Genomic DNA, 18,224 nt, shown 5'->3' with positions numbered 1-18,224 from the left:
CGTTGCTCCCCGCATCCGGGGAGGTTTGATTCTTGCCGCAAACCCGCTAACCGCGCGGCATGACCGAGACTACCACGCTTCACGCCGCCTTCGCCGGCCACGTCAATGCCGCGCTCGATGCGCTTCAGGCCGCGGGTACCCTGCCGCCGCTGCCGCGCACTGCGGTCGCGGTCGAGCCGCCGCGCGATCCCGCGCATGGTGACCTCGCGACCAACGCGGCGATGGTCCTGGCCAAGCCTGCGGGGATGAACCCGCGCGCCCTGGCCGAAGCGCTTGCGGCAGAACTGGGCAAGGTCGCCGGGGTCACTGCGGTCGAGATTGCCGGTCCGGGCTTCCTCAACCTGCGGCTCGATGCCAGCCTGTGGCGCGAAGAACTGCGCACGATTGCCGCGCTGGGCGACGACTACGGCCGCTCGGCGATGGGGGCGGGGCAGACGGTCAATGTCGAATATGTCTCGGCCAACCCGACCGGACCGATGCACATGGGCCATTGCCGCGGCGCGGTGGTCGGCGATGCTCTGGCCAGCCTGCTTGAATTCGCCGGGCACAAGGTCATCCGCGAATACTACGTCAACGATGCCGGCGGCCAGGTCGACGTGCTCGCCCGTTCTGCGCACGTCCGCTACCGCGAAGCCCTGGGCGAAAACGTCGGCGACGTCCCCGAAGGGCTTTATCCCGGCGACTATCTGGTTCCGGTGGGTCAGGCGCTCGCCGCGGAATTCGGCGATCGCTATGCCAAGGCTGCGGAAAGCGAATGGCTTGTCCTGTTCCGCACCCGTGCGGTGGCGGCGATGCTCGACATGATCAAGGCCGACCTGGCCTTGCTGGGCATCCACCACGACCTGTTCAGTTCCGAGGCCGAATTGCAGGCGGCCGGCAAGCCCGAACAGGCTGAAGCGTGGCTGCGCGCCCACGACCTGGTCTATGACGGCCAGCTCGAGGCACCCAAGGGCAAGGCGCTGGACGACTGGGAGCCGGTCGAGCTGCCGCTGTTCCGCTCGACCAGGTTTGGCGACGACCAAGACCGCCCGATCAAGAAGAGCGACGGCAGCTGGACCTATTTCGGGGCCGATCTCGCCTACCACTTCCAGAAAGCGGAAAAGGCCGATGCGCTGGTCGATATCTGGGGCGCCGATCACGCCGGCACGGTCAAGCGGATCAAGGCCGCGGTCGCCGCGCTGACGGGGGCCGAGGGCAGCCCCAAGCCGTTCGAGGTCAAGCTGGTCCAGATGGTCCAGCTGATGAAGGGCGGCGAACCGTTCAAGATGTCGAAGCGTTCGGGCAATTTCGTCACGCTGGCCGACGTCGTCGAAATGGTCGGCAAGGATGTCGTCCGCTTCACCATGCTGACCCGCAAGCCCGAAGCGCAGATGGACTTCGATTTCGACAAGGTGGTCGAAGCCTCGAAGGACAACCCGGTGTTCTATGTCCAATATGCCCACGCCCGGATCCGTTCGACCCTGCGCAAGGGCGCGGCGGAGGGCTTCACCCCCTCGGCCGAGGCGATCGACCTGCTGGGCGAGGAAGAGCTGGCGCTGGTCAAGCTGGCCGCGCAGTTCCCGCGGCTGGTCGAGGCCGCGGCCCAGGCTCGCGAACCGCACCGCATCGCGTTCTACCTTTATGACCTGGCCGGCGCGCTTCACGGATACTGGAACCTGGGCAATGACCGGCCCGAAAAGCGCTTCATTGTGGCACAAGACGCCCACCTCAGCGGGGCGAGGCTTTATCTTGCGTCCCAGATCGGGCAACTTATCCGCAACGGCCTCGCCCTGTTGGGGGTCGAGGCGGTGGAGGAAATGTGACCATGACGGGCGACAACGACGACCGGGTCGAAGGCGAAGAGCCGCAGACCTGGAGCGCTGGCGAGGAAGACCAACCGCTGGAAACGGAACGACTCGACCTGGCCGAGGACGAAGAGCGCCTGCCCTGGCTGGAATCCGCAGAGGATGATGACTACGCCGAGGACGGCGCGGGCAAGAGCATGCTCGGCCTGATCGTGCTGAGCGGCGTTGCCCTGCTGGCGATCGTCGGCGGGATCTGGTGGGCCTCGCATCGCGGCGGTGCCGGCACCGCCGTGGCCGATGGCAGCGTGATTGCCGCGCCCAAGGAACCCTACAAGGAAGCGCCCAAGAATCCCGGCGGCAAGACCTTCGACGGCACCGGCGACACCAGCTTTGCCGTTTCCGAAGGGCAGAGCCGGCCCGCCAAGATGGGCGATGCCAGCACCGCAGTCGTTTCAACCCCGACGCCGCCCACTGCCAAGCCCGGCGCAGCGCCAGCGCCAGCTCCGGCTCCTGCCGCCAGCGGCGGAGTTGGTGTTCAGGTTGGTGCGTACAGCTCCAAGGCGGCGGCCGAAGCCGGCTGGGACAAACTGGTCGGCCAGGCCGGCGGTGCGCTGTCCGGCGTGTCGCACCGCGTGCTGGAGGGCAGCGCCGATATCGGCAAGGTCTATCGCCTGCAGGCGGTGGCGGGCGATGCTGGTGCAGCCAATGCGCTGTGCGGCAAGCTCAAGGCTGCGGGCGTCTCCTGCCAGGTGAAGTGAGCCGGTAATCCACACGTCTGGGAACGCGCGTCCTTGCACTGGGCGCGCGATCCTGCGACTCTCACACCGTCATGACACCTGCGATCTTCGGCCTTTCTGGACTGACACTCAGCGCCGATGAGCGCGCCTTTTTCCGTGAGTCCGATCCGGCGGGCTATATCCTGTTCGGCCGGAACATTGCCGATCTCGCCCAGGTCCGCGCGCTGACCGATGATCTGCGCGCGATCCACGGGCGCGACCGCCTGCTGATCACGATCGACCAGGAAGGTGGGCGGGTGGCGCGGATGCGCCCGCCGGTATGGCCGGCCTATCCCGCCGGGGCGTTGTTCGACACGCTTTACGACATTGCCCCGGCCAGCGCGATTGAAGCGGCGCGCGCCAATGCCGAAGCGATGGGCCATGATCTGGCCGAAGTCGGGATCACCTGCACCCACGCCCCGGTGCTCGACGTGCGCCAGGAAGGCGCGCATGACGTGATCGGCGACCGCGCACTGGGGCACGAGCCGCTGCGGGTCGCCGCGCTGGGCCGCGCGGTGCTCGACGGGCTGGCGCGGGCCGGGATCGCCGGAACGATCAAGCACATGCCCGGCCACGGCCGCACCACCACCGACACCCACAAGGAAATGCCCACGGTCACCGCCAGCGCGGAAGAGCTGGAGGCCGATCTCGCCCCGTTCATCGCCCTGAGCGACGCGCCGATCGGGATGACCGGCCACCTGCTGTTCACCGCCTGGGACCGCGAATGGCCGGCAACTCAGTCGCCCAAGATCGTGCGTGACATCATCCGCGGCAGGATCGGTTTCGAGGGGCTGCTGCTGACCGACGATCTCGACATGGAAGCGCTGTCTGGCAGTGTGCCCGAACGCGCCGCGCGCGCCATTGCGGCGGGCTGCGACATTGCGCTCAACTGCTGGGCCAGAATGGAAGACATGATCGGCATTGTCGAGCGCTGCGGGGTGATGTCAGCGGAAACCGCAGCCAGGCTTGAGCGCGCGCTGGCTGGCACCCGCGTCGATGGCGCTGCGGGGCGTCAGCCGGAGCTGCTGGCCAAGCGCGACGCGTTGCTGGCATTGGCGGAGCAGCAGGCGTGAGCGGGGCGATCGATAGCCCCGCGGTGACTTTCCCCGACGACGACTGGCAGGGCGTTGCCGCCGCTGCTGCAGGGGAGGAGGCGCTGTACCTTGAACTCGACGGGTGGGAAGGGCCGCTCGACCTGCTGCTCGATCTCGCCCGGCGGCAGAAAGTCGATCTGCGGCGGATATCCATCCTTGAGCTGGTCGACCAATACCTGACCTATATCGAGCAGGCCGAGGCGTTGCGGCTGGAACTGGCGGCGGACTATCTGGTGATGGCGGCGTGGCTGGCCTACCTCAAGTCGGCGCTGCTGCTCCCGCGCGAGGAGCAGGAGGATCCCAGCCCCGAGGAACTTGCGCTGCGCCTGCAATTGCGGTTGCAGCGGCTGGCTGCGATGCGCGATGCCGCAGGCCGCCTGATGGGGCGCGACCGGCTGGGCCGCGACGTGTTTGCCCGCGGCGCGCCCGAAGGCCTGCGGATCGATCGCAAGGCACTGTGGCAGTGCGACTGGTTCGCGCTGGTCCAGGCTTACGGCCAGATCAAGGCGCGGACCCAGCCAGTGGTTCACATGGTCCGCGACCGCATGGTGATGACGCTCGACAGCGCACTGTCGCGGGTATCGGCGATGCTCGGGGTCAATCTCGACTGGATGGAGCTGCGCGATTTCCTCCCACCGCACGCCGATCCCAAGCTGCGCCGTTCGGCGCTGGCTTCCAGCTTTGTTGCCGCGCTCGAATTGGCCCGGCTGGGCAAGGCGGAACTGCGCCAGGAGCATACCTTCGGCCCGCTGCATCTGAAGGCCGTCAAGGCATGACTCTCCCCGACGATCTGGTTCGCGCGGTCGAAGCGACACTGTTCGCCGCAGAAGAGCCGATGAGCGCCGAGGCAATTGCGCTTCATTTGGGCGGCGCCGATGTGAAGGCGGCACTGGCCGAACTGGCCGAAACCTATGCCGGGCGCGGGATACACCTGGTGGAGCGCGGCAAGCGCTGGCATTTCGAAACCGCGCCCGATCTGGCCCACTTGCTGCGCCGCGAAAAGGAAGAGGTGCGCCGCCTGTCGCGCGCGGCGACAGAAGTGCTGGCGATCGTCGCCTATCACGAACCGGTCAGCCGGGCCGAGATCGAGGCGATTCGCGGGGTGCAGACCGCCAAGGGTACGCTCGACGTGCTGATGGAAGCGGGCTGGGTGCGGATCGTCGGGCGGCGCGAAGTGCCGGGGCGTCCGGTGATCTATGCCACCACGCCCGATTTCCTGACGCACTTCGGGCTGGAAAGCCGCCGCGACCTGCCCGGCATCGACGAACTGCGCGCCGCCGGGCTGCTCGACCCGGTGGAAGAGGCGCTGGCAGCGGCGATGGACACCCCGGATGAACCGGCTGAAGCGGATGAAGCGGTTGAAGGTGAAAGCGACAGCGAAGCCGTCGATTGACTGGCAATGCGCCCCGACATGGCCTAAATGAGCATCAAAGCAGGGGCCCCCAGGGCCGCGTTGCCCGGTAATTCAGGAGTTTTCCCATGGGTCTGTCGCTTCCGCATCTGGTCATCCTTGCGCTGGTCGTGCTGGTGCTGTTCGGCCGCGGCCGCATTTCCGAAATGATGGGCGATTTCGGCAAGGGCATCAAAAGCTTCAAGGAAGGCATGAACGAAGAGGTCAAGCCGGGTGCCACCGCCGTGCCGCCGGCCCAGCAGATTCCGCCGCCGTCCCCCGCCAGCCAGGCCACGCTGAATGGCGAGACGGTGATCGATTCCGCCAGCACTCCGCCGCAGAACTGAGCCCTGAAGGGGCGGAACCCGCGCCATGTTCGACATCGGCTGGGATGAAATGCTGCTGACGGCGATCATCGCGATCGTCGTCATCGGGCCCAAGGACCTACCGCGTGCGCTGCGCACCGCGGGGCAGTGGATCGCCCGGATTCGCCGCGTTTCGGGCCATTTCCGCACCGGTATCGAGACCATGATCCGCGAAGCGGAGCTGGAGGAGATGGAAAAGGCCTGGCGCGAGAAGAACGACGCGATCATGTCCGCCCATCCGCCCGGTTCGGCGAGTGCCGAGGCTGCGCTGGTCGGCCCGGATCCCGGCGCCGCACCGCTGATGACCCCGTTGCCCGCCCCGGCAGAGGCTGAGGCTGCAGCCCCGGAACTGCCGCTGCCCGCCCCGAAGGCCGACTGATGGCATTCCAGATCCGCGACATCGATGAGAGCCAGGCCCCGCTGCTCGATCACCTGATCGAACTGCGCACCCGGCTGCTGCGCGCTATCGCCGCACTGGCCGTGGCCTTCGGGGTGTGCCTCTATTTCTCCGACGCGATACTGGGCTTCCTGGTCCAGCCGCTGATTCGTGCCGGGCAGAACGAGTTGATCTATACCAAGCTCTACGAAGCCTTCTTCGTCGAGCTGAAAGTCTCGCTGTTCGGGGCGTTCTGCCTGGCTTTCCCGGTGATCGCCAACCAGCTGTGGGCCTTCGTCGCGCCGGGGCTCTATGCCAAGGAAAAGAAAGCCTTCCTGCCGTTCCTGATCGCCACGCCGGTGCTCTTCACGATGGGCGCGGCGCTGGCCTATTACGTGGTCATGCCCACCGCGTTCCGCTGGATGCTGGGCTTCGAGGGCAACAAGGGCGGCCTGCAATTGAAGGCCTTGCCCGCGACCGGGGATTACCTCGGGCTGGTGATGCAGTTCATACTGGCCTTCGGGATCAGCTTCCTGCTGCCCGTCCTGCTGCTCCTGCTCAACCGCGCAGGGATCGTCAGCCGCGCCCAGCTGGCCGGGATGCGCCGCTATGTGATCGTCGCGATCACCGCAGTCGCGGCGATCATCACTCCGCCCGACGTGGTCAGCCAGCTGATGCTGCTGGTGCCGATGCTGCTATTGTTCGAAGGCTCGCTGATCGTGATGCGCCTGGGCGAGCGGCGGACGTCGGAAGTTCTGCCCGCAGTTCCCCCCGCAGACCTGCCCTAACGCCCGTCTGTCGCAACCGGGCGTTCGCGCGCCGCGGGTTCCGCGACCGGCGCCGGCGGCTTTGCCGCATCGTACATCAGTTGCCCGCCCACCCAGGTCTGCAGCACCTTGGTCGCGCGCACATCGGCCGGGCTGGCCAGCATCGGGTCGCGATCGACCAGCAGGAAATCGGCGCGCTGGCCGCGGGTCAGGCGGCCGAAATGGCCGTCGCCGAAGCCGGCATAGGCTGCGCCGGTGGTATAGCCCGCCAGCGCCTGCTCGCGGGTGATGCGTTCCTGCGGTTGCCAGCCGCCCTGCGGCTCACCGTCCGGGCCCTGCCGGGTGATCGCCGCGGCGAAGCCGGCCCAGGGATCGGGCAGCTCGACCGGCGCGTCCGAACCGAAAGCCAGCCGCCCGCCGGTCTTGAGGATCGAATTCCACGCATAGGCCCCGCTCAACCGGTTCGGGCCGAGTCGCGCTTCGGCCATCAGGCGGTCGCTGGTTTCGTGGACCGGCTGCATCGAAGCGATGATGTTGCCCTTGGCGAAGCGCGGAATATCGGTCGGATCGAGGATCTGGGCATGTTCGATTCGCCAGCGCCGGTCACCCTTGTAGGTCTGGGCCAGTTCCTCATAGGCGGAGAGCACCGCGGCATTGGCCTCGTCACCGATGGCGTGGACCGCAATCTGGAAGTGGTCGAAAGCGGCGCGGCTCATCATGTTCTTGAGCGCGGTGTCTTGGGTGATGCGCAGGCCCCTGGCACCTGGACTGTCGCTGTAGGGCAGCTTGAGGCTGGCCCCGCGTGAACCGAGCGCGCCGTCGGCGTAAAGCTTGACCCCGTTGAGCCGCAGCTTGTCGTCGTAAAGCCACGGGCTGGGTCCGGGTCCGCCGATCAGCGCCATGTTGTCGATCCCGGCGGCATAGCTCATGATCCGCACCCGCAGCGCACCGGTATCGCCGGCGCGGCGGAAGGCTTGCCAGTCCTCGATGCTGGAGCCCATGTCGGCAGCCGCCGTGACGCCGTATTTCAGCAGGATTTCCTGCGCCTTGCCCAGCGCCACATCGCGGTCTTCGGGGCGCGGTGGCGGCACGGCAGCGCCGATCAGGTTCATCGCGTTGTCGACAAAAATGCCGCTCGGCTTGCCGAGATTGCCCGTCGGAGCCGCAGGCCGAATCTTGGTGCCGGGCTTGGCAGACAGGGCAGGGCCCTTGCCCGGTGCGGCGGTCGCGGGCGCCGCCGCGCTCAGCCCCAGGCGGATGATCTGGCCGCCGGCCGGATCCTTGCTTCCCGCGGTAACCCCCGCCGCGGCCATCGCCCGGCTGTTGGCCCAGCCGGCATGGCCATCGACCCGTTCCAGCCAGACCGGACGATCGCCGACCACCGCGTCAAGTTCGGCGGCAGTGGGAAAGCGGCCCAGCTTCCACAGTTCCTGGTTCCACCCGCGACCCAGGATCCACGGCCGATCGGGGTGCGCTGCGGCATAGGCTGCAATCAACTGCTGCGCCTGGGCCAGCGAGGTGGTTTCCGACAGGTCGAGCGTCAGCGCTCCGAACCCCAGCCCCATGATATGGGCATGGGCATCGATCATCCCGGGCATCAGCACGCGGCCCTTGCCGTCGACCATGTAATCGACCTTGGCCGGGCGCTTGTCGCCGCGGTGGAAGACCTGGACGATCCGTCCATCCTCGCCGATCAGCAGGCCGTTAAAGCGTTCGACCTGACCCTTTTCGTCCAGGGTCAGCCCGTCGACATTGTCGACCAGGGTGTCGGCCAGTGCGGGCGCGGCAATGGCGAGAACCGCCGCAGCCGCCAGAAAACGAAACATCATGCCTTGCCCTTTCGCGGCAGCACCCGAACCAGTGCCGAAGTATCCTGGCGTCCGCCGCCGATTGCCTGAACCTGCGCATAGATCTGGTCGATCTGCGCCGCCACGGGCAGCGAGACCCCGATCGAGCGGCCTTCATCCAGCGTCAGGCCCAGATCCTTGCGCATCCAGTCGACCGCAAAGCCGAAGTCGAATTCGTCCCTGGCCATGGTGTGCCAGCGGTTGTCCATCTGCCAGCTTTGCGCGGCACCACCGGAAATCGCCTCGTAAACCTTGTCGAGATCGAGGTGGGCCGACTGGGCGAAGCGCAGCGCCTCGGACAGGCTGGCGATGATCCCGGCAAAGGCGATCTGGTTGACCATCTTGCAGGTCTGCCCGGCGCCGGCCTTGCCGACGTGGACGATCCGCTTGGTATAGCTTGCCATGATCGGCTGGGCGGCTTCGACTGCATCGGCGCGGCCGCCGCACATCACGGTCAGCTGGCCCTTTTCCGCCCCCGCCTGGCCGCCGGTAACCGGGGCATCGACGCAGTGCACTTCCAGATCGCGCGCTTCGACCGCGATCTGCCGTGCAATGCGGGCCGATACGGTGGTATGATCGATGAACACCGCGCCGCGACGCAGGGTGGTGAAAACCCCCATCGGGCCCAGCACGACATCGGCTAGGTCATCGTCATTGCCGACACAGGTCAGCACCGCATCGGCGCCCGTGGCGGCATCGGCCGGGCTTTCGGCAATGCGGATCGGCACGCCGGGATTGGCCTGCTGCCAGCGTTCGATCCGGCCCATGGAGCGGTTATAGACGGTGAGGTGGTGTCCGGCCTGGGCAATATGCCGCGCAATCGCGCCGCCCATCACGCCAAGACCCAGGAAAGCAATATTCAGCGGTTGGCTCATGCTGCCGATCCTTAGCCAATTTCAGTGGCACCGCCAGCGCAAAGGCATCTGTCACAGGCCGGTCGCAGCGGCTATGGGCGCGGCATGACTCGCCTTGCCGCCGCCCTGTTCGATCCCGCCTTGATGCGCCCGCTGTTCTGGATGCTGCTGGCAACCGCGCTGTTTTTCGCGCTCGACCCCTATCCGCCTGGGCTGCCGCTCGATCGGCTGGGCGACAAGGCCGAACACATGCTGGCTTTCGCAGCACTGACCGGAACTGCGAATCTGGCCTGGCCGCGCGCGCCGGCCTGGCGCATCGCGCTGGCGCTGAGCGGCTTCGGCGCGCTGATCGAGTTGCTGCAGGCGATCCCGGCGCTGCACCGCGATGCCGATTGGCGCGACTGGGTGGCCGACAGCGCGGCGATCGCCGCCGCCACTTTGCTGGCGCGCGGGGTCCTGATCCGGTTTGCGCCGCGCGCACCTTTGCCGTAACGGCCTTGCCCATGGACCAGCTTGCCCAGCCCGCATCGGCCGATGCGCAGACCCTGACGATCGAAGACATCCGTGCCGCGGCCCAGCGCATCGCAGGCGCGGTCGTGCGCACCGACTGCGATTACAGCATCACGCTGAGCCAGATTACCGGGGCCGACATCTGGCTGAAGTTCGAGAATCTGCAGTTCACCGCCGCCTATAAGGAACGCGGCGCGCTCAACGCTTTGCTGCATCTGTCGGCAGAGCAGCGCGCCCGCGGGGTGATCGCGGCATCGGCGGGCAACCACGCCCAGGGCCTGTCCTATCACGGCCGCCGCCTGGGCATTCCGGTGACGATCGTCATGCCGCGCACGACCCCGACGGTGAAGGTCATGCAGACCGAATCGGTCGGCGGCACGGTGGTTCTGGAAGGCGAGACCTTCGACGATGCCTATGCCCACGCCCGCCTGCTCGAGGCGGAACTGGGGTTGACCTTCATCCACCCGTTCGACGATCCGCTGGTGGCTGCCGGACAGGGCACGGTCGCGCTGGAAATGCTCGAGGACGTGCCCGAGCTCGACATGCTGGTCATTCCGATCGGTGGGGGCGGGCTGGCTTCGGGCATGGGCACCGCGGCGCGCGCGATCAAGCCGGGGATCGGCCTGATCGGGGTCGAGGCCGAACTGTTTCCCTCGATGTACAACCGGCTCAAGGGCACGCACCTGCCGTGCGGCGGCGATACCCTGGCCGAGGGCATTGCGGTCAAGGAACCGGGTGTGTTCACCGCGCGCACTCTCGCCGGCCTGCTCGATGATATCGTGCTGGTCAGCGAAGCCCAGCTGGAAACGGCGGTGTCGCTGCTGCTGCAGATCGAAAAGACCGTGGCCGAAGGTGCGGGCGCGGCGGGACTGGCGGCGGTGCTGGCCTATCCAGAGCTGTTCAAGGGCCGCAAGGTCGGCATTCCGATCTGCGGCGGCAACATCGACACGCGCCTGCTGGCCAACGTGCTGCTGCGTGATCTTGCCCGTTCGGGCCGCCTCGCCCGGCTGCGGCTGACCCTGCAGGACCGCCCCGGTGCGCTGTTCAAGGTGATGCGCGAGTTCGACCGTCACAACGTCAACATCATCGAGATCTACCACCAGCGGATCTTCACCCACCTGCCGGCCAAGGGCCTGATCACCGATATCGAATGCGAAGCGCGCGACCGCGATCAGCTCGATGCGCTGGTCGCCAGTCTGCGCGCCGCGGGCTACGAGGTCGATACGGTCGAGCTGGGCTGAAGCTTCGAATCGGAGTCAAGCCCTGCCGGGGCTCTTGCGGCGCCAGCTGTGCAAACTAAGTGCCTGTTAACGCTGTTTCGTGGTTAAAAGACTTTCAACGCGATCAATGCCTTGTCATAGTGCGCCGGTAATCCAGTTTTAAGGATGTTGCGCCCCTGTGACGGCACCCGTTCGCTTTCCCCGATTCTTCGTGACGAGCGCGGCACCGTGCCCCTATTTGCCGGGCCGCAGCGAGCGCAAGGTGTTTACCGAGCTCAAGGGGCCGCATGCCGATCAGCTCAACGATGCGCTGGGCCGGATCGGCTTCCGCCGCAGCCAGACCGTGGCCTATCGCCCATCCTGCGTCGATTGCAGCGCCTGCGTTTCGGTCCGCGTCGTCGCGGGTGAATTTCGCCCCTCGTCGACCCAGAAGCGCACGCTCAAGGCCAATTCCGATCTTGTCGCCACTCAGTGCCGCCCGTGGTCGACGGTCGAACAGTTCGAACTGCTCCAGCGCTATCTCGCCCATCGCCATCCTGGCGGCGGCATGGCCAACATGGACGAGATCGACTTTGCCGACATGGTCGAGCACACCCCGGTCGATACCTGCGTAACCGAATACCGCGAACCGACTGCCGACGGCACCCCGGGCCGGCTGGTCGGGGCTTGTCTGACTGACCGCCAGGGCGACGGGCTGTCGATGATCTACAGCTTCTACGAGCCGGAGAGCACGACGCGTGAGGGGCTTGGCAACTACATCATCCTCGATCACATCCGCCGCGCCGCCGACGAAGGTCTGCCCTATGTCTACCTGGGCTACTGGGTCGATGGCTCGGTGCGAATGCAGTACAAGGTTCGCTATCGTCCGCTGGAACGACTGGGCCGCGATGGCTGGAGCCGGATCAGCGAGGACGAGCAGGACCGCCTGATCGCCGCCGCCGCGCAGCTGCGCCGAAGCGACGCCTTGCCGCTCGATGGCCTGACCAAGGACGGTGCCCATGGCGGGCACGTCCAGTACCGGGTCGAAGACGCCTAAGGCTTCGGCTGATTCATTACCGCCTTGTCGAATGCGTTCGCGGCGAGCGCACCGGCAAACTGCGCAGCAACAAATCCAAATACGCTTGCTGGCGCGATCCCCGCAAACGTGTCGCTCAGGCTGCGCGCCAGCGTGATTGCCGGATTGGCGAAGCTCGTCGACGAGGTAAACCAGTACGCCGCGGCAATGTACAACGCGACGCTGGCCGGGACCGATTGCGGCCGGTGCCGCGCAGTCAGCAGGATCGTGGTGACAAGGCCGAAGGTGGCGACGAATTCGCCCAGCCACTGGCCGCTGCCGCCGCGCAGATGCTGCGACACCTGCCAGATCGGCAGGTCGAACATGGCGTGGGACGTCCACACGCCCAGCACACCGCCGCCCACTTGCGCCGCAACCATCGCAATGAACCCGCCCCAGGTCCCTTCGCCGCGCAGGGTCATCACCAGCGTCACCGCTGGGTTGAAATGCGCGCCGGAAAGCGGAGCAAGCATGGCGATCAGGACATAGAGCATTGCCGCAGTCGCCGCAGTGTTGCCCAGCAGGGCCAGTGCCACGTTGCCGCCGGACAGGCTCTCGGCCATGATCCCCGATCCGATCACCGTTGCAAACAGCAGGAAGCTGCCAACGGCCTCGGTCCACAGGGCAGCCCTCATGCCGCGCCTTCCATTTGACCGATCAGGGCCAGTGCGCGTTCGGCTTCGGCGCGGTCCAGTGCGGCCAGGTCCAGCGCGAGGAAGGCGCGGACTCGCATTTCCAGCAAGCGCCAGGTTTCGGCAAAGGCCGCGTCGACCTGGACATTGCTCCCCTGCACATCGGCCGGGTCGGACAGGCCCCAATGCGCACGCAGCGGGGTACCGGGGAACACCGGGCAGGCTTCTCCGGCGGCATTGCCGCAGACTGTAATCGCCAGGTCGATCGGCGGCGCATCCGGTCCGGTGTATTCAAGCCAGCTCTTTGAGCGGAACCGCGCGGTATCGACGCCCTTGGCGGCCAGCAAGCGCAGCGCGCCGGGATGGGGCACGCCCCTGGGCTTGCTGCCCGCGCTATAGGCGTTGATCCGCCCTTCGCCGAGCCGAATGAACAGCGCTTCCCCCAGGATCGAGCGTGCCGAATTGCCGGTGCAAAGCACCAGTACGGATTTCACTTCAGGCATTGCTGGCCTATCCGCAGCAAGTGTCGGTTGCCGGAGCGCTGACTTGCGGCGCGCAGCACGCGCCAGCCGCCGCTTTGGCCGATGCCAGCCGTTCCAGCTCGGGCCCGGCACCGTAGACGGTCGCTTCGCCACTGGTCAGAAAGGCTTCCCACACCACCCCATCAGGATCGGCAATCCAGCTCTTTTCCGACTGGGCATAACAGCAGGTTGTCGCGCCTTCTTCCAGCACCGGCCGGCCGGCAGCTTCAAGCGCGCCATAGACCTGCGCCAGTTCGTCCTGATCTTCGACTTGCAGACCCAGATGCTCGACGCCCTTGGCGGCGCCGCACTTCTGCGAGATCGCGAAATTGACGCGCGGATCGTCGAGCATCCACTTGGCATAGTCGGGCTTGGTCACGCTGGGCGCGGCGCCGAACAGGCCCGAATAGAATGCGATCGACTGGTCAAGGTCGCTGACCCCGACGTGGACATGGAAACGCTTCATGCGACGCGCCTTTCGCTGGTGGCTGCGCAGCTCGCGCCGGCGCAGCAGTTTTCGGTGAGGAACGAGAGCAGCCCGTTCATCGCGGCATAGTCCGCGGCATAGATGATCGAGCGGCCGGCGCGGCGCTGGCTGACCAGCCCGGCGTGGCTGAGCTGGGCCAGATGGAAGCTGAGCGAGGAGGCGGGAATGCCGAGCGCATCCGACAGCGCGCCCGCGGCCATGCCATCGGGTCCGGCCTGGACCAGCAGGCGGAATGCCGCCAGCCGGTGCTCCTGCGCCAGGGCACCGAGCGATTGTACGGCTTGATTGGGTTGCATCGGCGGCTGTCCTTAATTCGATGATTCTTGAAATATCGAATTAAGGACAGCCCGTCAAGAGGGCGAGGTCAGCGGCTGAGGAGATACCGACGGGCAGCCGTCATGGCTGGATCGCGCCCGGCGGCGATGTCGGCGATGGTCTGTACAACCATGATATCGGGATTGACCCCCGAATCCGCTTGCGGTCGTTCGGGGTAATAACCCTTGATCGGCAGATCGAATTCCAGCCCGCTTTGCGGCAAACGCACGAAGAAATAGGCACCGCCATTGATCCCGCGCAGGTTACCGCCGGTGGCCGTGCCGAACAGCCGCGCTGCTCCGGCCTGCTTGACCCGCCGCGCGAAGCTGAAGGTGGCAGAGCTGTTGACCGGCCCGATCAGCACCGCCGTCGGCACCGGAATGCGCGGCGCGGCGGGAATAGTCGCGTCCTCGCCGCCGTCACCGTCGACTACAAGGTTGCCGTGGCCGTCCACCTTGGCGCTCTCGCCCAGCGTGTGAAAGCTGGCATCCCAGGTATCCAAGAACGGGCGCAACGCGGCCGGGGTCTGGCGATAGGCAATGCGGCTGTCATAACGCAGCGGTTTGAAGGGTTTGGCAATCAGGCGTTCCAGCAGGAAGGTGCCGCAATCGGTGCCGCCTTCGTTCTCGCGCAGATCGATGACGAGACCCTTGGCGCCGCCCAACGCGGCAAGGCGCTCGGTCAGCCAGCCCTGCCAGTCCCAGTTGCCGTGATAGGTGACCCACGACGGCATGGTCAGCACGGCAATGCCATCGGCATCGACGCGCCAGTCCCACAGCGGTCCGGTATCGTCCCGGCGGGGATGCGCGGCATTGCGCTGGGCAGCGGTTATTGTCGGCAGCAGCGCTTGCCGCCGACTACCGCCAGGTTCGCGCCAGACAGTGCGATGACCCTCTGCTCCCGGCGGGAACAGCAGCCCCTGATAAATGTCGAAGGTCTCGAATTCTTCGGTCCCGCGCATTTCCATCTGGGCAATTCGCTTGGCATCGTTGCTGCCGTCGGCGCGGGCATAGCGGACAAGCGTGTCCAGCATGGCCTGCGGGCTTTGCCCGTTGATCCGCTCGACCACGCTGCCGCGGGCGATCCCGATCATGGCCCCGCTATCGCCGGTGATGACCATGCGTCCACCCAGCCAGCGAAAGGTGAAGGGCAGGCGCGTCGGGCGTTCGAACAGGGCCGTGCTGACAGCCTTGCTCTGGTTGAACGGGTTGCACTGGGTGTGGCCGCAGCGCACGGCGGCTGTCAGCCGCGACAGGGCAAGGAAGCGCTGGGCCAGGTCAGGGCTGGCCGTCCATTCCCGCTCGAACTGCGCCATGCGCCGTTCGAAGCCGCGGGGTGAAAGATAGCGGTAGAGGCCCGGGTGGAGCGCCAGGGCGCGGCGTACGATCGTCGGATCGTCAAGCGCCGGGGCAGTGCTGCTGGCAGCGGCGCGGGCAAAGGGGGCGGCGGTGCCTGCGGCAAGCAGGGCGGCGCCAGTGCGGAGCAGGGAGCGGCGGTCGGTCATGGTCGTGATCATGACGCCAAGGGCGAATTTCAGCGCCTCAAAACCGGTGGCCAGACGCATTTTCAGGTTTTGCGACGCGGCGGCGATAGCGCGATGGCGTCTCTCCCATCCTTGCGATGAAGGCACGGTTGAAACTGGCCTTCGATCCGAAGCCTTCCTCCAGCGCGAGCGTCAGCAGATCGGCGCTGTCGCCCGCATCCAGGCGCGCTGCCACCGCCTCGGCGCGCAGACCGGCGATGAAGCTGGCGAAATTCGTCCCCGCGCCCTGGTTGATCGCCCGGCTGAGATAGCCGGTATTGGTGCCCAGCCGCCTGGCCAGCAGGGCAAGGGTCAAGTCAGGATCGCGCGCCCAGCCTTCGGCGCGGATCTGCGCAGCCCATTCGCGGCCCAGCGCCGCCCAGTCGCGCGGCTCGCTCGCCGGGGCGGGGACAAGGTCCGCCAGATGCGGAAAGGGCAGGGTGACGTGGCGCCAGCCTTCGATCCCCAGGTACAGCGCGGTGGCGGCGATCGCCAGGTAAAGCCCCATCAGCCCCTTGTAGCCAAGCGGGCTGACCAGATCCCACAACAGATAGCCGCTCCACACCGCAAGTAGCAGCCCCAGAGCCAGCATCGCCGCGCTCAGCCAGCGCGCGGCAAAGCGGTTGGTGTTGGCGACATGATCGGCCAGCAGCCTGCGCCAGTCGGCCAGCCGCAGCGCGGCGTCCCGGCCATAGAATGCGATCTGCGCCAGCAAGGCGGCCGCACCGACCAGTTTGTACCCGGTCGCAGACAGGTCTGCCCATGTCATCTTGGTGTCGAAGGGCAGGGCAAAGCAGGCACCCAGGTACAGCGTCTGCGCCGCTGCCGGCACAAGGTGCCACCGCCACCCCGCCGGCAATGCGCCTTCGGTCAGGGCGCGGAGGTAAAGCCAGCCAAGCGGCACGACCGCCAGCGTGATCTGGACCGGCGCAAAGGTCAGCCAGCGCCACTTGTCATAGAACCCCGCAAACCCGATCAGCCACGGGACCAGGATAAGCGCCATCACGGTCAGCAGCGCGGCCAGGATCCGGTTGGCGGCCCGGTTTGATAGCGATCGCAGCAAGGCTGTTGCCAGAAGCAGGAGTTGCGCCAGGGCGACAGTCAGTACCGCGGTGCGCCACCCGAACGTCAGCCCTTCCAGCATGACCTGAGCCTTGCAGATCGCCGCGTGGCGAGCAAGCCCGCCGGGCAAAGCAAAACCCCTCCCCGCGCGGGCGGGAAGGGGTCTTGTTTCATGTCAGGAAAGCGTGATCAGGCCGGCAGGCCGGAAATCGCCTTCATTTCCATGAAGTCCTTGAGGCCGGCCAGGCCGCCCTCGCGGCCGTTGCCCGACTGCTTGTAGCCGCCGAACGGCGCACCCGGGCTGGGACCCCAGTTGTTGATCGCGACCATGCCGGCGCGCAGCTTGCCCGCCACGCCCGCGGCCTTGGCCGGATCGCCGGTGATCGCTGCAGAAAGGCCGTATTCGGTGGCATTGGCCATCTCGATCCCGTCTTCCAGGCTGTCGTAGGTCAGGATCGTCGCCACCGGACCGAAGATTTCCTCCTGCGCGATCCGCATGTCGGCGGTCACGCCGGAGAACACGGTCGGCTGGATGAAGTAGCCGCGGTTGACCCCCGGGGGCAGGTCGGTGCCGCCGGTTTCCAGCTTGGCGCCCTGGTCGATCGCCGACTGGATCAGGTCCTTGACCTTGTCGTACTGGGCCTTGTTGACCACCGGGCCCAGGTGATTGCCCTCGGCCATCGGATCGCCGACCGGGGTGGCCGAATACATCGCCTTGTAGAAGCCGACGACTTCGGCCTCGCGGTCCTTGGCGACCAGTACCTTGGTCGGCGAGATGCACGACTGGCCGGTGTTGATCAGCGGACCCATGGCGACCGGAGCCAGATGGGTTGCCAGGTCGGCGTCGGGCAGGACCAGGTTTGGCGACTTGCCGCCCAGTTCCTGGTGGACGCGCTTGACGGTCGGGGCGGCGGCAATCGCCACCTGGATCCCGGCGCGGGTCGATCCGGTAAAGCTGACCATTTCAACGTCGGGGTGGCTGGAAATGGCGGTGCCGGTGGTCGGTCCATCGCCGTTGACCAGGTTGAACACGCCCGGCGGCACGCCCGCCGCGTCAAGGATTTCGGCAAAGATCGCCGCGTTGGTCGGGCATTCTTCCGAAGGCTTGAGCACCATGGTGTCGCCCGCGGCCAGTGCCGGCGCGACCTTGAGCGCGATCTGGTTGAGCGGCCAGTTCCACGGGGTGATCATGCCGACCACGCCGATCGGCTCGTAAGCGACCTTGTAGCCCGGGCCGTCTTCCATGAAGTCGAAGTTCTTCAGCGCTTCGATCGTCGACATGAAGCCGCCGATCCCGGCCCCGACCTGCGCGGTCAGCGCGAAGGACAGCGGTGCGCCCATTTCCTCGGCCATCGACTGGGCCAGGTCCTGCGCGCGCTTCTTGTACTCCTCGACGATGCGTTCGAGCAGGGCCAGGCGCTCTTCGCGCGTGGTCTGGCTGTACGACTTGAAAGCGCGGCGGGCGGCCGCCACGGCCTTGTCGACATCGGCCTTGGTACCGACCGAAATGACCGCGCAGGCCTCTTCGGTGGCGGGATTGATGACTTCACGGCGGGCGCCGCCTTCGCTGTCCACCCACTTGCCGTCGATGTAATGTTGCAGCCGCTCGCGCATCCTCGAATCTCCTTTAACTGGACGATTAATTTTT

Annotated in this window: 20 protein-coding genes; 11 read left to right on the top strand and 9 right to left on the bottom strand. The window is 66.6% G+C overall.

Annotation, left to right across the window (positions count from 1 at the left end; translation table 11 throughout):
• Nucleotides 1–59 precede the first annotated feature (59 nt).
• The 8 genes from argS to tatC all read left to right on the top strand — a co-directional run bounded on the left by argS (nucleotide 60) and on the right by tatC (nucleotide 6,573).
• Nucleotides 60–1,802, top strand: a complete 1,743-nt coding sequence (gene argS, locus ACFFF7_RS03400; protein WP_379479949.1) for an arginine--tRNA ligase — start codon at nucleotides 60–62, stop codon at nucleotides 1,800–1,802.
• 2 nt (nucleotides 1,803–1,804) lie between these two features.
• Nucleotides 1,805–2,542, top strand: coding sequence for an SPOR domain-containing protein (locus ACFFF7_RS03395; protein WP_379479948.1), 738 nt, complete (start codon nucleotides 1,805–1,807; stop codon nucleotides 2,540–2,542).
• A 71-nt stretch (nucleotides 2,543–2,613) separates the two neighbouring features.
• The gene (gene nagZ / locus ACFFF7_RS03390; RefSeq protein WP_379479947.1) at nucleotides 2,614–3,633 is read left to right on the top strand and encodes a beta-N-acetylhexosaminidase; all 1,020 of its coding nucleotides are present in this window, start codon (nucleotides 2,614–2,616) and stop codon (nucleotides 3,631–3,633) included.
• Complete coding sequence (locus tag ACFFF7_RS03385; protein WP_379479946.1) at nucleotides 3,630–4,430, top strand: segregation and condensation protein A; 801 nt, start codon at nucleotides 3,630–3,632, stop codon at nucleotides 4,428–4,430. The genes nagZ and ACFFF7_RS03385 overlap by 4 nt, the downstream gene beginning before the upstream one ends.
• Complete coding sequence (gene scpB, locus ACFFF7_RS03380; RefSeq protein ID WP_379479945.1) at nucleotides 4,427–5,047, top strand: SMC-Scp complex subunit ScpB; 621 nt, start codon at nucleotides 4,427–4,429, stop codon at nucleotides 5,045–5,047. The genes ACFFF7_RS03385 and scpB overlap by 4 nt, the downstream gene beginning before the upstream one ends.
• Before the next feature lie 86 nt (nucleotides 5,048–5,133).
• A complete protein-coding gene (tatA, locus tag ACFFF7_RS03375) occupies nucleotides 5,134–5,391 on the top strand; it encodes a twin-arginine translocase TatA/TatE family subunit (protein WP_379479944.1) in 258 nt (85 codons plus the stop codon).
• A 25-nt stretch (nucleotides 5,392–5,416) separates the two neighbouring features.
• Complete coding sequence (gene tatB, locus ACFFF7_RS03370; protein ID WP_379479943.1) at nucleotides 5,417–5,788, top strand: Sec-independent protein translocase protein TatB; 372 nt, start codon at nucleotides 5,417–5,419, stop codon at nucleotides 5,786–5,788.
• Entirely contained in the window at nucleotides 5,788–6,573 is a 786-nt protein-coding gene (gene tatC, locus ACFFF7_RS03365; protein WP_379479942.1) for a twin-arginine translocase subunit TatC, read from the top strand. Before tatB ends, tatC begins: the two co-directional genes overlap by 1 nt.
• On the opposite strand, the gene ACFFF7_RS03360 is transcribed toward tatC, so the two are convergent.
• Together ACFFF7_RS03360 and ACFFF7_RS03355 are read right to left on the bottom strand one after the other, a co-directional pair.
• The gene (locus ACFFF7_RS03360) at nucleotides 6,570–8,378 is read right to left on the bottom strand and encodes an amidohydrolase (RefSeq protein ID WP_379480459.1); all 1,809 of its coding nucleotides are present in this window, start codon (nucleotides 8,376–8,378) and stop codon (nucleotides 6,570–6,572) included. The genes tatC and ACFFF7_RS03360 overlap by 4 nt on opposite strands.
• Nucleotides 8,378–9,274: an NAD(P)-dependent oxidoreductase gene (locus ACFFF7_RS03355; protein WP_379479941.1), complete on the bottom strand. Its 897-nt coding sequence runs from the start codon at nucleotides 9,272–9,274 to the stop codon at nucleotides 8,378–8,380. The genes ACFFF7_RS03360 and ACFFF7_RS03355 overlap by 1 nt, the downstream gene beginning before the upstream one ends.
• Before the next feature lie 84 nt (nucleotides 9,275–9,358).
• Here ACFFF7_RS03355 and ACFFF7_RS03350 point away from each other — a divergent pair, with 84 nt between their 5' ends.
• The 3 genes from ACFFF7_RS03350 to ACFFF7_RS03340 all read left to right on the top strand — a co-directional run bounded on the left by ACFFF7_RS03350 (nucleotide 9,359) and on the right by ACFFF7_RS03340 (nucleotide 12,019).
• Entirely contained in the window at nucleotides 9,359–9,745 is a 387-nt protein-coding gene (locus ACFFF7_RS03350; protein WP_379479940.1) for a VanZ family protein, read from the top strand.
• A gap of 11 nt (nucleotides 9,746–9,756) precedes the next feature.
• Nucleotides 9,757–11,004: a threonine ammonia-lyase gene (locus tag ACFFF7_RS03345; RefSeq protein ID WP_379479939.1), complete on the top strand. Its 1,248-nt coding sequence runs from the start codon at nucleotides 9,757–9,759 to the stop codon at nucleotides 11,002–11,004.
• A gap of 157 nt (nucleotides 11,005–11,161) precedes the next feature.
• Nucleotides 11,162–12,019 carry an arginyltransferase gene (locus ACFFF7_RS03340; RefSeq protein WP_379479938.1) on the top strand — a complete coding sequence of 286 codons (858 nt, stop codon included), beginning with the start codon at nucleotides 11,162–11,164 and terminating at the stop codon, nucleotides 12,017–12,019.
• Here the strand turns inward: ACFFF7_RS03340 and ACFFF7_RS03335 are convergent.
• The 7 genes from ACFFF7_RS03335 to ACFFF7_RS03305 form a co-directional block, all read right to left on the bottom strand.
• Entirely contained in the window at nucleotides 12,016–12,672 is a 657-nt protein-coding gene (locus tag ACFFF7_RS03335) for an aquaporin (protein WP_379479937.1), read from the bottom strand. The two genes, ACFFF7_RS03340 and ACFFF7_RS03335, sit on opposite strands and share 4 nt — an antisense overlap.
• Nucleotides 12,669–13,172, bottom strand: a complete 504-nt coding sequence (locus ACFFF7_RS03330; protein WP_379479936.1) for an arsenate reductase ArsC — start codon at nucleotides 13,170–13,172, stop codon at nucleotides 12,669–12,671. Before ACFFF7_RS03330 ends, ACFFF7_RS03335 begins: the two co-directional genes overlap by 4 nt.
• Nucleotides 13,173–13,179: 7 nt before the next feature.
• On the bottom strand, nucleotides 13,180–13,656 hold the full coding sequence (locus tag ACFFF7_RS03325) for an ArsI/CadI family heavy metal resistance metalloenzyme (protein WP_379479935.1): 477 nt from the start codon (nucleotides 13,654–13,656) through the stop codon (nucleotides 13,180–13,182).
• Nucleotides 13,653–13,973: an ArsR/SmtB family transcription factor gene (locus tag ACFFF7_RS03320; protein WP_379479934.1), complete on the bottom strand. Its 321-nt coding sequence runs from the start codon at nucleotides 13,971–13,973 to the stop codon at nucleotides 13,653–13,655. The genes ACFFF7_RS03325 and ACFFF7_RS03320 overlap by 4 nt, the downstream gene beginning before the upstream one ends.
• Before the next feature lie 68 nt (nucleotides 13,974–14,041).
• A complete protein-coding gene (locus ACFFF7_RS03315; protein ID WP_379479933.1) occupies nucleotides 14,042–15,556 on the bottom strand; it encodes a S41 family peptidase in 1,515 nt (504 codons plus the stop codon).
• The gene (locus ACFFF7_RS03310) at nucleotides 15,534–16,658 is read right to left on the bottom strand and encodes an AraC family transcriptional regulator (RefSeq protein ID WP_379479932.1); all 1,125 of its coding nucleotides are present in this window, start codon (nucleotides 16,656–16,658) and stop codon (nucleotides 15,534–15,536) included. Before ACFFF7_RS03310 ends, ACFFF7_RS03315 begins: the two co-directional genes overlap by 23 nt.
• A 107-nt stretch (nucleotides 16,659–16,765) precedes the next feature.
• Nucleotides 16,766–18,190 (bottom strand): aldehyde dehydrogenase family protein, encoded by a 1,425-nt coding sequence (locus ACFFF7_RS03305; RefSeq protein WP_379479931.1) that lies wholly within the window; start codon nucleotides 18,188–18,190, stop codon nucleotides 16,766–16,768.
• Nucleotides 18,191–18,224: the final 34 nt, after the last annotated feature.

Origin of the sequence: Novosphingobium aquiterrae, assembly GCF_042434435.1 — a bacterium.
Classification (GTDB): Bacteria; Pseudomonadota; Alphaproteobacteria; order Sphingomonadales; family Sphingomonadaceae; genus Novosphingobium; species Novosphingobium aquiterrae.
Note: the sequence above shows the minus strand (reverse complement) of the source record. Positions and strands in the feature narration are given on the sequence as shown.